A 13,954-nucleotide genomic window follows, 5' to 3' on the forward strand; every position below is an offset into this window, starting at 1 on the left:
CGTCAGTCCTTCAGCCGCGCTGCGGCCCATGGCATCAACTCCGTTACCAGGGACCGGCTCCAGGGCCGCACCAGGTCACGCAGCTCCGCGCAGCCGTCCCGTCCCAGGGCGATGTAGGGCGCCGCGGCAAGCCGGTCCGTGGCCGCCTCCACGGCCGATCGCCACTCCTTCCCCTCCGCCGTGAAGGCCAGCTCGGGCCCGCTCGCGAGCCACCCCCGCGTACGCAGCCCCTCGACCGCCGCGGCCCAATCATCCGGGGACCAGGCGCGCGTCGTCCGCAGGGCCTCGGCCCCCACCGGCCCAGCCGCCGCATGGGTGACCAGCGCCTCGATGCCGCTCACCCCAGCATCCAGGAGCGCCGCCACATGGCCGTCTCCCCAGAATTCACGCAGCAGCGTCTGGGCATGCCACAACACCAGATGCGGCTCGTCGGGCCAGGGCAGTGCGGCGTGCGCGGCGAACAGGGGCCGGCCGTACAGGTATGCGGGCGTGGATTCCGCGGCTCGCCTGCCGAGTTCCGCCGCCCGCCGCAGCTCTTCCGACGCGAGAACCCCGGCCCCGAGGATCCTGCGCAGAGTCGCGTCGATGCCGGCCAGCCGTGCGGCGAGGAATTCCTCGGGCGGAGCGGTGCGCCAGGCGGCAGGAAGCGTTGCCCGTACGGCCTGCGGACTGATGTTGTAGAAAGCGGCGATCACGACGTCCGGTGCGACCGGTCCGAGGGCCGCCGCACGGGAGGCGAAGTATCCGGGCCCGCTCTCCACTCCCAGAGCCGCGTAGGCGGCGTGTGCCTCGGGCGAGAATTGAAGTGCTCTCCTCCCTGTGCAAGCTCGGGAAGGAGATTCCCGTTTACCTTGCGGTGGCGGGCTTGACGCGTTTGTCACGCCTGACGACTGCCCTCCCGGCAGCCGGGATGAGCGCGTGGCCCATCCGGTACAGGTGCAAGATGTTCCGGGCCGCGTTGTGGTCGGCGTTGCCCGACCATCCGCAGTCCGGGTTCTTGCATACGAACGTGGCCTGGTCCTCCCGGCTGCCGGGCGTGATGAAGCCGCAGACGGAACAGCGTCGGGAGGTGTTCGGGGCGGGCACCTTCTGCAGGGTGCCGCCGTACCGGCCGGCCTTGTACGTCAGCATCGTGACCGTCCTGCCCCACGCCTCTTGGAGAATGGAGCGGTTGAGTCCGGCTTTCTGGGCGACGTCTGTCCCCGGCTCGGCGATGGTGCCCCGAGCGGACTTGACCATGTTCGTGATGGTGAGTGCTTCGACCACCATGACGCCGTACTTCTGGGCGAGGGTGGTGGTCGTCTTGTGCTGCCAGTCCTGGTGTCGTCGCGTGGCTTTTGCGCGCAACCCTCGGATCTGGTCATAGGTGTGGTGCAGGCGGCGGCTGGTGCGCTCGCCAGGCTTGCGGTGTGTCTTGCGCTGGGCGGCCCGGCGCTCAAGGCGCAGGAGCTTGCCCTTTTCCTCGGTGTTCAGCCACTTGTCACGGTCGGCGCTGCCATCCGGGAGGCGAGGCACACGCCCGTGGTCCTGGTGGTTGCCGTCCGACAGGGCGAGTGGCAGGTTCACCCCGGCGTCAATTCCGACCTGCGCCCCCTGGTGGGATGCGGGCTTGGCTTCGAAGCTCTTTACACGGAAGGCGATGTGCCATCCCAGGTGGTCCTTGACCAGCCGCGCCCCGGTGATCCGGTCGTCGGCGTTCGCCTTGTTGCCCACCGGGAGGTCTTTGGTCCAGCTAAAGCGGACACGGCCGACCTTGGGGATGTTGACCATGCCCCAGCGGCGGTGTACCCGCTTGATCTGGAGGTCACGGCCCTGCGGGATGTCCACGCTCATCACGGACCGGAACCGGCCCTTGAAGTTCGGAGCGTCAACGCGGCCGTCCCAGCAGTTCTTCCAGGCCTGGAAGTACGTCTTGAGCACCGCTTGCGCGGCCTGCGCAGGAAGGACGGCGAGGAAATCGATCTCTTTGCGGGCCTGGCGTATCGCGGCGTCCGCGTTCGCCAGAGTCCGCTTGTCCTTCGGCATCATCTGCCACCACGCGTGCAGGCAGTTCCACACCGTGCGCGCGGCGTGCGCCTGCTCGTCGGCGAGGAGATTCTCGGCAGGGGACAGTGCCAGCCGGGCACGGTGCCCGAACTGCCGCTTCTCCAAACCGAGTTCACCCACGGTGACCAAGATCCTACAGTGTGTCTATGTCACCGTGATGGAAGCCGAACCCCGATGTCAGAACCGGCCGGCACATCGTTTACAACCTGCACGTCCGCTTCGTGTCCGTCACCAAATACCGGCGCAAGGCGTTCACGGACAGGATGCCGAAGCACGGTTAAGAGATCATGCGGGAGATGTGCACGATTTCCAGGCCGAACTGAAGCGGTTCAACGACGAGGAGGACCACATGCACCTGCTCGCGCACTACCCGCCCAAGGTCCAGCTCTCCAAACTGGTCAACTCCGCCTCCTCCAGGCGTCTGCGCCAGGAGTACGACGCGCACATGCGCCGCTACCTGCGGGGCCGCCACTTCTGGTCCGACCCCTACTTCACCGGAAGCTGCGGCGGTAGGCCCCTGACCGTCGCACGCCAATACATCGAGAACCAAAAGCGCCCCCTAGGCTGCAGTGAACCCGTACTCACCCGCGAGTCAGAACAGTCCTGAGATGGCCTTCACCCCCGGCTTAAACGCCGGAGCACTGACCAAGATCAAAAGGTAGACAACGCCGTGGTACGGCTCGAGCGTCTGCCAGGTCTCGCGGGCGTAGGCAGGTGCGTGTGTCGTCGTCATGCGTGTGTCCCGTCACTGGTTCGAGGTGTTCCAGGGGGCGCGGTTGCTCAGTCCCGCCGTGTCGGCTCGGCCGCGTCCGCCGTGCCCGCGTCCGCCTTCAGCAGGGCCGGATCGATCGCGCGCTTGAGGATCTTCCCGGTCGCTCCCTTCGGCAGCTCGTCCACGACGGCGACCAGATGGGGCACCTTGTAGGCGGAGAGGCGTTCTTTGGCCCAGGCGCGCAGTTCGGTCATGCCGAGGCGGGCGCCGGGCCGTACCGCGATGACGGCCGCGACCTCTTCGCCGTAGAACTCGTCGGGGACTCCTATGACGGCCGCTTCGACGATGTCGGGGTGTTCGTACAGGACCTCTTCGACCTCGCGCGGATAGACGTTGTAGCCGCCGCGGATGACGAGATCCTTCTTGCGGTCGACGATGCGCAGGTCCCCGTCGTCGTCCGTGGCGCCGAGGTCGCCGGTGCGCAGCCATCCGTCGCGCAGGGCCTCGGCGGTGGCATCGGGGCGGTTCCAGTAGCCCTTCATCACGACGGGGCCCTTGATGTGTACCTCGCCGACCTGGCCGGGTGGCAGTTCCTGACCGTCGTCGTCCCGTACGGAGATGGCGCAGCCGGGCAGGGCCCGTCCCACGTGTCCTGGCTTCGCCGGGCGGCCCGCGAGGTGGCAGGTGGCGGCGCCGGTGGTCTCGGTCAGGCCGTACCCCTCGACGATGGCGCAGCCGAACCGCTCCTCGAACGCGCGCATCACCTCCACCGGCAGTGAGGCGCCGCCGGAGGACGCGAGGCGCAGGCCTGTGAAGTCGGCGTCCGTGTCGTCGGCGGTGCGCAGGAGGGCGTTCCACATGGTGGGTACGCCCGCGATGAAGGTGGGCCGGTCGCGGCGGATCACGGCCAGCATGGTCGACGGGTGGAAGCGTTCGAGGAGGGTGAGGCTGCCGCCGGCGCGCATCGTGGTGGCCATGACGCACGCCTGGCCGAAAACGTGGAACAGGGGCAGGCCGGTCACGGCGCAGTCGTCGGCGGTGATGGCGTGCACGTCGCAGAAGACCGCCGCGCACGCGTTGAGATTGCCGTGGGTGAGCTGGGCACCCTTGGGCCTGCCTGTGGTGCCGGAGGTGTAGAGGAGAGCGGCTGTCTCGTCGTCCTGACAAGGGTGTGCGCCGAGGATCGCGGAGGCCTCGGTCGGCCCCATGTCCGTGAGCCCGGGCCACAACTCCCCGTACGGCAGGGACAGTTCGTCGGCTGCCTTCTTGGGTGCCGGGGTGATCGCGTGCCAGCCCAGCACGAGCGACACTTCGGCATCGCCCGCTATGTACGCCAACTCCCGTTGCGGAGACATGGTGTTGGCGGTGACGGCGATGGCTCCGGCGGCGAGGATCCCGTAGTAGGCGAAGGCGAACTCGGGCACGGAGGGCGCGACGAGCAGGACTCTGTCGCCGGGGCCCACACCCTGCTCCCGCAGACGGCCCGCGACGGCGGCTGCGCGCTCGCGCAGCCGGCCGTAGGTCCATTCCTCGCCCTCCTCCCCACGAAGGGCGATGCGGTCGGGTGTGGACGAGGCGTGGTTCCACACTGGTGCGGCAGCGTTGGTCATGCGGGGCGACCTTCCGTGCTCACTTGGGGTCGAGGGGGCGGAATGCGGGCGCGCGGCCCTCCAGATAGCTGGTGACACCCTCGGTGGCGTCGGGCCGGCGGAAGGCCTCCGGCATGAGCGCGTCCGCCGCGTCGGCGGCCGTGACGAAGTCGGTGTCGAGTGCTTGGAGTACCTGCCGCTTCATGATGCTCATCGATGTGGGTGAGGACCACGTGGCCAGTTCGGTGGCGTACTCGACCGCGGCGTCCAGGAGTTGGTCCGGCTCGACGACCTTGTTGACCAGACCCATTTCGTGGGCTTCCGTACCGCGCACCACCCGCCCGGAGAGCAGCAGGTCCATGGCCCGGCTCTGGCCGATGAGGCGCGGCAGCAGCCACGCGATGCCGTACTCGGCGATCAGGCCGCGGCGCGCGAACGCCGTCGTGAACTTGGCGTCGGGTGTACTCAAGCGGATGTCGCAGTAAAGGGCCTCGACGAGGCCGAGCCCGGCCGCGGCCCCGTTGACCGCCGCGATGAGGGGCTTGCGCAGCGTCAGCGGGAACCACCGCGGGCGATCCCTCTTCGGCATCGGGCCATCGATCAACTCCGCTGTCGCACCGGCCTGTTGCAGGTCGTCCATGTCGGCCCCCGCGCAGAAGCCGCGGCCCGCCCCGGTCAGGACGACCGCCCGCACTCCAGGATCCGCCTCGGCTTCGTCGAGCAGTGCGAAGTAGCGCGCTTCCAGCTCGTCGGTCCAGGCGTTGAGCCGGTCCGGGCGGTTGAGCGTCAGTACGAGCACGGGCCCACGCCGTTCCGGCAGAACCGTCGCCGACTGGGCTGTCTGGGTGCTTACGGTCACCGTCGTGGTCTCCTCTTCAGCCGGTCCTGACCCGCCTCATGTATATTTGAACCCAACGTCAAGTTCAACACCTACAACACGCCCCTTCCCGGCGTGAGTTCCTTGCGCCGGCGCAGCATGCGAACGACAGGAGCCCTGAGCACATGACGACACACATGCCGATCACCGACTGGGAGCGCGTCGCGGCACGGGATGTCACGACCAACGGCATCTCCCTGCGCGTCTTCGAGCACGGAGAGGGGAGGCCCGGCAGGCCCCCCGCGGTCCTGTGTCACGGCTTTCCCGAGCTGGCCTTCTCCTGGCGGCACCAGGTCCTCGCGCTCGCCGAGGCGGGATATCGCGTCCTGGTTCCCGACATGCGCGGATACGGCGGCAGCTCACGTCCCGACGATGTCGACGCCTACGACATCCTGACGCTCTGCGCCGACCTGGCCGGGCTCCTCGACGACGTCGGCGCGGACGACGCCGTCTTCGTCGGGCACGACTGGGGCGCCTCCGTGGTGTGGAACATGGCCGTGATCCACCCCGAGCGGGTACGCGCCGTGGTCGGCATGAGCGTGCCGGCGACGCCCCGCGCCCCCGCCCCGCCGCTGCCCATCCTGCGCTCACGCAACGGCGACGACTTCTACATCGTGTGGTTCCAGGAGCCGGGCGTCGCCGACCGGGCACTGAGCCAGAACGTCCGCAGGACCCTCGTCACGAGGGAGATCTACTCGGCCAAGTGGGCCGCGAAGCCCGACGAGCACCTGCCGCCCCCGCGGTGGCTGGGCGACGAGGAACTCACCTACTACGTCAAGACGTTCGAGGAGACCGGCTTCACCGGCGGCCTCAACTACTACCGCAACCTCGATCGCAACTGGACGCTGACCGAGCACCTGGACGGCCACCTCATCACACAGCCGTCGCTGTTCGTCACCGGGTCGAAGGACCCCGTGGGGAAGTTCATGCCCGCGCACGGACTCGACCGGGTACTCACCGACCTCCGCGGACACGTCGTCCTGGACGGCGCCGGCCACTGGATCCAGCAGGAGCGGCCCGAGGAAGTGAACGCCGCGCTTCTCGAGTTCCTCTCCACCCTCGGCTGATAACATCCGCTGCCACCGGTGAAGTACGTGATCGAACAAGAGTGGATGGACCTCAGTGGCTGCCCAGGCCCCGGCCGCAGACGGCGGCCAGAAACAACCCATCACGCCACGCACAGCGCGCGGTGTCAGAACGCGTAACGCGCTGATCACCGCCGCCCGCGAGGTGTTCGAACGCGACGGATACCTGGACGCCCGGATCACGGACATCTCCAAGGCGGCCCACGTCGCCTCCGGGTCCTTCTACACGTACTTCAACAGCAAGGAAGAGATCTTCCAGGCGCTCGTCGAGCAGGTGCAGGAGGAGATGCTCCACCCGCACCTGCGCGAGCGCACCGGGATCACCGACACCCGGCAGCTCATCGACGCGTCGAACCGCGAGTACCTGCGCGCGTACAAGAAGAACGCGCGCCTCATGGCACTGTTCGAGCAAGTGGCCCAGATCGACGAGAAGTTCATGGCGCTGCGCATCGAGCGTGGCAACGCCTTCGCGCGCCGCAACGCCAAGCTCATCCAGGCGCTGCAGGAGAACGGCGAAGCCGACACGAGCCTGGATCCCCTGGTCACGGCGCACGCCCTGTCCGTCATGGTGAGCCGCATGGCCTACATGGTGTTCGTGATGGGCCAGCGCATCCCCTACGAGCGGCTCGTCACGACACTCAACAAGATCTGGGAGAACGGCCTCCAGCTCACGGCCCCCGACCCGGAGCGCTGACCGCTCCGGGTCCGCCACCTGCGGGACAAGCCGGTCAGAGGAAAGACGCAAGTCCGTCGAGGAACCTGTCCACGTCATCGGCGGAGTTGTACGGCGCCAGGCCCACTCGCAGAGCGGGGCTCTCCAGCTTCAGGGCGGTGAAGGTCTCGTAGGCGTAGAACGACCCGGCGGGGGCCAGGACGTCACGGGCCGCCAGATGGACCTGGGCATCGCGAGCGTCGCGGCCTTCGATGGTCATCAGGAGGGTCGGGGTGCGGTCGGCCGCCTTCGAGTGCAGGGTGACGGCGTCGCCCAGAGCGCTCAGCCCCTCTTCCAGCCTCGTGCGCAGCGCCCGCTCGTGCTCGTGCAGGGAGGCCAGCGAATGGGCGAGCCACTCCCTGCGTGTGCCCCCTGCGCCCGGATCGATCGCGGCGAGGAAGACCACGGCGGCGGTGGCGCCCGCCAGCACTTCGTAGGGCAGCGTGCCGAACTCGAAGCGCTCCGGCACCGTGTCGGGGGAAGGCGCGAGCTTGTCGGGGTGGATGATTTCGAGGAGTTCGGGCGCAGCCGCGAGCACGCCGCAGTGCGGTCCGAGGAACTTGTACGGGGAGCAGACGAACAGGTCCGCGCCCAGCGCGGGCACATCGACCAAGTGGTGGGCGGCGTAGTGCACCCCGTCCACGTACACCAGGGCGCCGACCTCGTGCGCCCGGTCGGCGATGTGGCGCAGGGGCGGCTTGGTGCCCAGTACGTTCGAGGCCGCCGTGACCGCGACAAGCCGCGTCCGGGGCGACAGCGCTCGCTCGAACGAGTCGAGGTCGAGCTCCGTGCTCCCTCCGTCGATCTCGATCCAGCGGACCGTCACTCCGGCGCGCTCGGCGGCCTGGACCCACGGGCGGACGTTGGAGTCGTGATCGAGGCGGCTGAGGACAATCTCGTCCCCCGCTTTCCAGCCCTTGGCGAGGTGACGGGAGAAGTCGTACGTCAGCTGGGTGGCGCTGCGCCCGTGGACGACCCCCTCGGCGGGCACGTTCAGCAGGTCGGCGTAGGCGGCACGGAAGTCCGAGACGGCGCGCTCGGCGTTGAGCTCGGAGCGGCTCACCACTCCCCGGTTGGAGAGAGGGCCGGTCAGCGTCTCGGCTATGGCATCGGCTACGGGGCGGGGTGTCTGCGTCCCACCCGGACCGTCGAAGAAGGCAAGGCCGTGGCCCAGGGAGGGGAAGTGGGCCCGGAGAGCGTTCAGGTCGATGGCCATGGCCTCGGCTTTCTTGAGATGTTCGGGAGACGGAATGGGCATGGCGGACAGCTCGCACAGGCCGGCGGCCGCACAGGTTGAGGCGCGTCCATCCGCTGGTCGAGTCGACTCTGACACCGTTGAGCAGCACACGTAAAGCGGTTGAGGACGGGTGCGACGGGCCGGCCCGTCGCACCCGTGCAGCACGATCCACCTGATGTGCGGGTCCGGTTCGCCAGTCGGGCGCGACGGCGGGCCGGGCGGCAGTCCGCGCAGAACAACGCCAGTGGCGGAGGCGACCGCATCGTGCGGCCCACCCCCGAAGCCACCGACGCGCGGCTACGCGCAAGCAACTGCCCTGGGCGATGAGGGCTCACGCCTCACGTGTGACCGGGGCCGCCGCTGCCGAACCCTCCGCTCGATCCCGGAGACCATGTCGCGGGCTTCTGATTTCTGCTGCGTTTGCCGCCGCCATGGTGGAGTTCGTGCGGCAAGAGGCGCTCACTCTCGTCCTTGGCCAAGGGGAGCTCATCCGGCTCCCGCATCTCCCGAATCTCGTGGACCGCACCGCCTGCCGGAAGGCGGGGCTGCTCATCGGGCCGGGGTGGCCTGAGCTCCAGCCTGCGCACCCGCATGCCAACCTGGACGGCCCATATCAGCGATCCCGCAACGAAGAGGCCGCCGATGAAAGCGGCGACGGCGGCGACCACCGTGTTCGCCGCGGCTATTTCGAGGTAAGCCGAGTTCATGATCGCCGAGCACCCCCTGCTCCTGACCTGTTCTCCGGCGCGCACGACACCACCGGATCGCCTCGGGTAACGCCAGATGATGACGCTGGGGAATCGTGCGCGAGGGGTGCGTCCTGCGCGTACCCGTTCCTTTCCTCCCGATTATCCGTCGCCACCGCGGCGAAATCGAGCGCAGCCAACCTGACGGGGTCCCGACGAGGTTCCGACGGGGTCCCTACGGGGTCCCGACGAGGTTCCGACAAGGTCTGTAATTAGCTCGTACACAGAGCTAAAATTGATCCATGGCCACGGACGAGCTGGCAGATTCCTTCGCCGACGCACTCGCCGCCGTGCAGCGTCTGACGCGGCGCAGGCTTCGGCACGGCCTGAGCGCGCCCCCGTTGCGCGGCGCCCAGGTGGAGCTGCTGCGCCTGGTGGTCGACAAGCCGGGAATCGGTGTGTCGGCCACCGCCCGGGAGCTGCGGCTCGCCGGGAACTCCGTGTCCACGCTCGTCAACCAGCTGGTCAAGGCGGGCTTTCTGCGCCGTGAGACGGACCCCTCGGACCGCAGGTCGGCGCTGCTGTACGCGACCCCGGTGGCCGCGGCCCGGTTGCGCGATTGGCAGGTCCGCCGGGGCACGTTGATGCGGGAGCAGCTGGCGGTGCTCGACCCGGCCGACCGGGCCGCGCTCGCCGCGGCGCTGCCGGCCCTGCGCAAGCTCGCCGACAGCCTGCACGAGGACCGCACGCCCGTCATCCGCACAGAAGGTGAAACGCCCTACGCAGTACAGGGAGAACCGGGAGGCGCACTGGCATGAGCGAGGACCCCGCGGTCTGCTGCCGCGGACTGGAGTACGCGTTCGGTGAGACCCGGGCCGTGGACGGCCTCGATCTCACGGTCGGGCGGGGCGAGGTCTTCGGGCTGCTCGGACCCAACGGCGCCGGCAAGACCACTGCGATCCGCTGCATCACCACGCTTCTGCCGGTGGCGCGCGGCCGCGTATCCGTTTTCGGGCACGATGCGGCGACCGAGCGGATGGCGGTCCGCAGGCTCCTCGGGTACGTGCCGCAACAGCTGTCCGCCGACTCCGGCCTGACGGGGCGGGAGAACGTGACGCTGTTCGCCCGCGTCTTCGACGTCTCCCGGCGCGAACGGGCCCGCCGGGTGGCCCAGGCACTCGCCGCGGTCGACCTCACGGACGCGGCGGACCGGCTCGCCAAGACCTATTCGGGCGGCATGGTGCGCCGGCTGGAGCTCGCCCAGGCACTGGTGAGCGCCCCCCGCCTGCTGATCCTCGACGAACCCACCATCGGCCTCGACCCGATCGCCCGGGCCAGCGTGTGGGACCACATCAACGCGGTCCGCCGCGCCACCGGCATGACCGTCCTGGTCACGACCCACTACATGGACGAGGCCGACCAGTACTGCGACCGGGTCGCGCTCATGCACCGCGGGCGCGTGCGCGCTCTCGGTACCTCCGACGGGCTCCGCCGCGACCTGCACGAGCAGCGTGGGAACGCCGGATCCGATGAGCCCTGGCCGACCTTGGAGGACGTCTTCCGCGACGTCGCCGGCCGCGGGCTCGGCAGCGATGGTGACGAAGGTGGTGACTTCCGCGATGTCCGCAGCACCCGCCGCACCGCGTCCAGGCTCGGCTGACCCGGCCGAGTTCGACCTGCTCCTCACCCCGCCCACGGCCCGTACCGGATGGCGCGTGGCGCCCGCCCGCGTCGTCGCCCTGTGCGCCGTCGAACTCCAAAAGCTCCGGCACGACCGTTCCGAGCTGTACACCCGAGCGGTCCAACCTGCCTTGTGGCTGCTGGTGTTCGGCGAGACCTTCACCCGGATCAAGGCGATCCCGACCCACGGCATCCCCTACATCGACTACCTCGCGCCGGGCATCATCGCCCAGTCCGCGATGTTCATCGCCATCTTCTACGGCATCATGATCATCTGGGAGCGGGACGCCGGCATTCTGACCAAGCTCCTGGTCACGCCCACCCCGCGCGCGGCACTCATCACGGGTAAGGCCTTCGCCGCCGGGGTCAAGGCACTGATCCAGGCCGTCGTCGTGATCGTCATCGCGGCAGTCCTCGGCGTCGCCCTGACCTGGAACCCGCTGCGCCTGCTCGGCGTGGCCGTCGCGGTGGTGCTCGGCTCGGCGTTCTTCTCCTGCCTGTCGATGACCATCGCCGGCATCGTCCTCACCCGGGACCGCCTGATGGGCATCGGCCAGGCCATCACCATGCCGCTCTTCTTCGCCTCCAACGCCCTCTACCCGGTCGCGCTCATGCCGGGCTGGCTCCAGGCGATCAGCCGGGTCAACCCGCTCACCTATCAAGTCGACGCGCTACGCGGCCTGTTGCTGGGCACACCGTCACATCTGCCCCTGGACTACGCCGTACTCGCAGTGGCCGCCGCGCTCGGCATCGTGGCCGCCTCCTCGCTGCTGCCCCGACTGGCCAAGTAGTCCGTCGGCGGCGCCCGCCCGGGGACTGGTCGCGCGAGCCGGTACCCGGCGGGCGGAATCGGTGCTCCCGCCGTAACGTCGAAATATGTCTGTGAATCTCGTAGTGCTGGGCAAAGAGGGGCAGACGTCGGAGCACGAAGGCGAGGTGTTGCATTTCGTCGACGGCAAGCAAGGCCAGTTCTCATACTCGATCGACGCCGGTGCGCTGCTCGTATGGAAGGCAGACCCCGCTGCCGCCACGAGGGTCGAGGTGGCCTACGCCCCCCACGCGTGGATCAAGGCCAGCGGGACACGCAAGGACAGTTGACCAGCGGGCTGACCGGATGTGGTGAGCGCGCGTCCGGGACTCCTTGCTGACCCGGCTCTCCGTGTTCGCTCCCTTCCGCACCCCACCTATTCCTGATAGGAACACTCCTAACAGGCATAGCAGCAACGGTGCTGAAGTGAGGAACTCTGGCATGCTCCGGCTTGGAATGATGGCGCCGTTCACCGACGGCCTGATCACCTCGGGTGGCTTCCTCCGCGACCTCGCGGGCACGCTCGAGGAGTGCGGCGTCGAGTCACTGTGGACGGTCGAGCACATCGCCGTCGCCGAACGGTACGAACCGCTCTATCCGTACTCCAGTGACGGCCGGATACCAGGCAGTTCGGGCGCGGTACCCATGCCCGACCCACTGGAGACCATCGCCTTCCTCGCCGGGGCTTCGAGCTCCCTGCGGTTCGGCACGGCGATGATCGTCGCCCCGCTGCACAGCCCGGTGGTCCTGGCCAAACGCGCCGCGACGATCGACCGGCACTCCGACGGGCGGCTGATGCTGGGCCTCGGCATCGGCTGGCAGAAGGAGGAGTACGCCGCCGTCGGCGTGCCCTACGAGGATCGGGGGCGGCGGCTCGAGGAGTGTGTCGGCGCGATGCGCGCGCTGTGGGGCAGCGGCCCCGCCTCCTACCAGGGGCGGCACGTCTCCTTCGAGGGCCTGCACTCGCTGCCACGTCCTGCCGGCGGGGCCGTGCCCGTCGTACTGGGCGGGAACAGCGATCCCGCCGTCCGCCGCGCGGGCCGGATCGGCGACGGCTGGTTCCCCTACACGATCACTCCCGAGGACTTCGCCCGCCAGGCCGATCTGCTGCGCGAGGCCGCGCGCGGGGAGGGCCGGCCCGAGGACGCCGTGGACATCACGGTCTGGCCGGGCTCCTGCGACCGTGAGCGCGCCGCGGATCCCTCATGGGTACGGGGCTTCGTCGACGCGGGCGCGACACGCCTTGTCATCGCTCCACAAATCCGCGGCTCGGACGGCATTTCGGGCCCACGGGGTCTGGACGCGTTGCGCGAACAGATCGACCGGTACCGGGCCGAGGTACTGGAGAAGCTGTCATGAGCGGGGTGCAGGTACTCGACGTCATCCTCCTCGCGGGCGATGACGTCGATGAGTGGCTGCGCCGCTGGCGAGCGGAGTATCTGCCGGGTGCCGTGGACCGGGGCATGGTCGAGGAGCGTCGCTGGCGCGCCTGGACCGGTCCGGACACCGTGGCCGTCCGGATCCTGTGGTCACTGCCGGACAGCGGTGCGTTCTTCGCCGCGCGCGCCGCGGCCGGCGCCGACCCTCGGGTCGCGGCGTTCTGGGCGTACACGGACGAGATCGCGATGGACCGCGATCGTCATGTGCTGGAGCCGGTCGCCGGTGTTCGCGAGGAGGTGGCGTCATGACCCGCTGGGTGACCCTGTTGCCGGACCACAGCACCGACGCGTACAGCAAGGCCGCCGCAGGACCCGGCGTCCTGGGCAGCTCCGCGGCGGCCGATCTGCCGGGCAGTTTCGGCGGCACCGGCGCCACATGGGACGTGACAGCGGAACGGACTCCCGCCGACTTCGCCGCGGAGGCCGGGCTGCCGCAGCCCCTCGACACGGTCGCTCTCGCGCCGGTGCGCGGGGGTTACGTGCCCCTGCGCGGCCCGCGCGTGAAACGCACGCTGCTGCTCGCGGTGCGCCCCGGCACACCCCGCACTCTCGTCGGGCAGTTGGAAGCCGATCTCATGGCGATGCCCGAGCACATCTCCACCATCCGCTCCTGGTCTCTGAGCAGGGTGGACCAGACACTCACGCCCTCCCACTGGACCCACGTCTGGGAGCAGGAGTACGCGGACGTGCAGGGGCTGACCGGCGAGTATCTCGGCCACCCCTTCCACTGGACGTGTGTGGACCGGTGGTTCGACGGCGAGATTCCGGGCGCCGGGATCGTGGAGCCGCGCCTGGTCCACGTCTTTCGCTGGAGCCCGGAGCCGGTCCTGACCTCCCGCTGAGGCCAGACCCTTGGCAGTGAACGGATGCGCGTCGCCGGGGCGCGCCGGTGGCACGGCGGCGACCCGCAACTCGGATGTCAGGGAAGGAAAATGCCGTCGGGCACAAGCCCATCACCCGCCGTTCGGGACCCTCAAGAGTTCGCATCAGTGGAAGTTGTTCATGTATTCGATCAACCTGCCTACTAAGCGGGGCATTTGACCTGCTTAGTACCCCAAAGCCCACACTGGATTCAGATACACA

15 protein-coding genes and 1 pseudogene are annotated in these 13,954 nt (G+C 69.0%); 10 read left to right on the forward strand and 6 right to left on the reverse strand.

What is annotated here, in order from left to right; genetic code table 11:
* Positions 1-2: 2 nt before the first annotated feature.
* Positions 3-881, reverse strand: coding sequence for an SCO6745 family protein (locus OG758_RS03340; RefSeq protein WP_406384500.1), 879 nt, complete (start codon positions 879-881; stop codon positions 3-5).
* Positions 847-2,166: an RNA-guided endonuclease InsQ/TnpB family protein gene (locus OG758_RS03345; RefSeq protein ID WP_326708527.1), complete on the reverse strand. Its 1,320-nt coding sequence runs from the start codon at positions 2,164-2,166 to the stop codon at positions 847-849. The genes OG758_RS03340 and OG758_RS03345 overlap by 35 nt, the downstream gene beginning before the upstream one ends.
* A 74-nt stretch (positions 2,167-2,240) precedes the next feature.
* Between OG758_RS03345 and tnpA the strand changes: the two are divergent.
* Positions 2,241-2,653, forward strand: a pseudogene (tnpA, locus tag OG758_RS03350) (IS200/IS605 family transposase).
* 173 nt (positions 2,654-2,826) lie between these two features.
* Here tnpA and OG758_RS03355 read toward each other — a convergent pair.
* On the reverse strand, positions 2,827-4,368 hold the full coding sequence (locus tag OG758_RS03355; protein ID WP_326708528.1) for a long-chain-fatty-acid--CoA ligase: 1,542 nt from the start codon (positions 4,366-4,368) through the stop codon (positions 2,827-2,829).
* Between the two features lie 19 nt (positions 4,369-4,387).
* The gene (locus OG758_RS03360) at positions 4,388-5,206 is read right to left on the reverse strand and encodes an enoyl-CoA hydratase-related protein (RefSeq protein WP_326708529.1); all 819 of its coding nucleotides are present in this window, start codon (positions 5,204-5,206) and stop codon (positions 4,388-4,390) included.
* Between the two features lie 143 nt (positions 5,207-5,349).
* Here OG758_RS03360 and OG758_RS03365 point away from each other — a divergent pair, with 143 nt between their 5' ends.
* Positions 5,350-6,291, forward strand: coding sequence for an alpha/beta fold hydrolase (locus OG758_RS03365; RefSeq protein WP_326708530.1), 942 nt, complete (start codon positions 5,350-5,352; stop codon positions 6,289-6,291).
* A gap of 55 nt (positions 6,292-6,346) precedes the next feature.
* Positions 6,347-7,003, forward strand: coding sequence for a TetR/AcrR family transcriptional regulator (locus OG758_RS03370; RefSeq protein WP_326708531.1), 657 nt, complete (start codon positions 6,347-6,349; stop codon positions 7,001-7,003).
* Positions 7,004-7,037: 34 nt separating this feature from the next.
* Here the strand turns inward: OG758_RS03370 and OG758_RS03375 are convergent, their stop codons facing one another.
* Together OG758_RS03375 and OG758_RS03380 are read right to left on the reverse strand one after the other, a co-directional pair.
* Positions 7,038-8,237, reverse strand: coding sequence for a cysteine desulfurase-like protein (locus OG758_RS03375; protein ID WP_326715784.1), 1,200 nt, complete (start codon positions 8,235-8,237; stop codon positions 7,038-7,040).
* 359 nt (positions 8,238-8,596) lie between these two features.
* A complete protein-coding gene (locus tag OG758_RS03380; protein ID WP_326708532.1) occupies positions 8,597-8,965 on the reverse strand; it encodes a DUF6479 family protein in 369 nt (122 codons plus the stop codon).
* 281 nt (positions 8,966-9,246) lie between these two features.
* On the opposite strand from OG758_RS03380, the gene OG758_RS03385 reads away from it, so the two are divergent.
* The 7 genes from OG758_RS03385 (at position 9,247) to OG758_RS03415 (ending at position 13,713) form a co-directional block, all read left to right on the forward strand.
* A complete protein-coding gene (locus OG758_RS03385) occupies positions 9,247-9,762 on the forward strand; it encodes a MarR family winged helix-turn-helix transcriptional regulator (protein WP_326708533.1) in 516 nt (171 codons plus the stop codon).
* On the forward strand, positions 9,759-10,604 hold the full coding sequence (locus OG758_RS03390; RefSeq protein ID WP_326708534.1) for an ABC transporter ATP-binding protein: 846 nt from the start codon (positions 9,759-9,761) through the stop codon (positions 10,602-10,604). The genes OG758_RS03385 and OG758_RS03390 overlap by 4 nt, the downstream gene beginning before the upstream one ends.
* Positions 10,564-11,415, forward strand: coding sequence for an ABC transporter permease (locus tag OG758_RS03395; RefSeq protein ID WP_326708535.1), 852 nt, complete (start codon positions 10,564-10,566; stop codon positions 11,413-11,415). The genes OG758_RS03390 and OG758_RS03395 overlap by 41 nt, the downstream gene beginning before the upstream one ends.
* Before the next feature lie 85 nt (positions 11,416-11,500).
* The gene (locus OG758_RS03400; protein WP_326708536.1) at positions 11,501-11,722 is read left to right on the forward strand and encodes a hypothetical protein; all 222 of its coding nucleotides are present in this window, start codon (positions 11,501-11,503) and stop codon (positions 11,720-11,722) included.
* A 151-nt stretch (positions 11,723-11,873) separates the two neighbouring features.
* On the forward strand, positions 11,874-12,791 hold the full coding sequence (locus OG758_RS03405) for an LLM class F420-dependent oxidoreductase (RefSeq protein WP_326708537.1): 918 nt from the start codon (positions 11,874-11,876) through the stop codon (positions 12,789-12,791).
* Positions 12,788-13,120 carry a hypothetical protein gene (locus OG758_RS03410; protein WP_326708538.1) on the forward strand — a complete coding sequence of 111 codons (333 nt, stop codon included), beginning with the start codon at positions 12,788-12,790 and terminating at the stop codon, positions 13,118-13,120. The genes OG758_RS03405 and OG758_RS03410 overlap by 4 nt, the downstream gene beginning before the upstream one ends.
* Positions 13,117-13,713, forward strand: coding sequence for a Dabb family protein (locus tag OG758_RS03415; protein WP_326708539.1), 597 nt, complete (start codon positions 13,117-13,119; stop codon positions 13,711-13,713). Before OG758_RS03410 ends, OG758_RS03415 begins: the two co-directional genes overlap by 4 nt.
* Positions 13,714-13,954: the final 241 nt, after the last annotated feature.

The organism is Streptomyces sp. NBC_01474, assembly GCF_035918215.1.
Taxonomy (GTDB): Bacteria; Actinomycetota; Actinomycetes; order Streptomycetales; family Streptomycetaceae; genus Streptomyces; species Streptomyces aureus.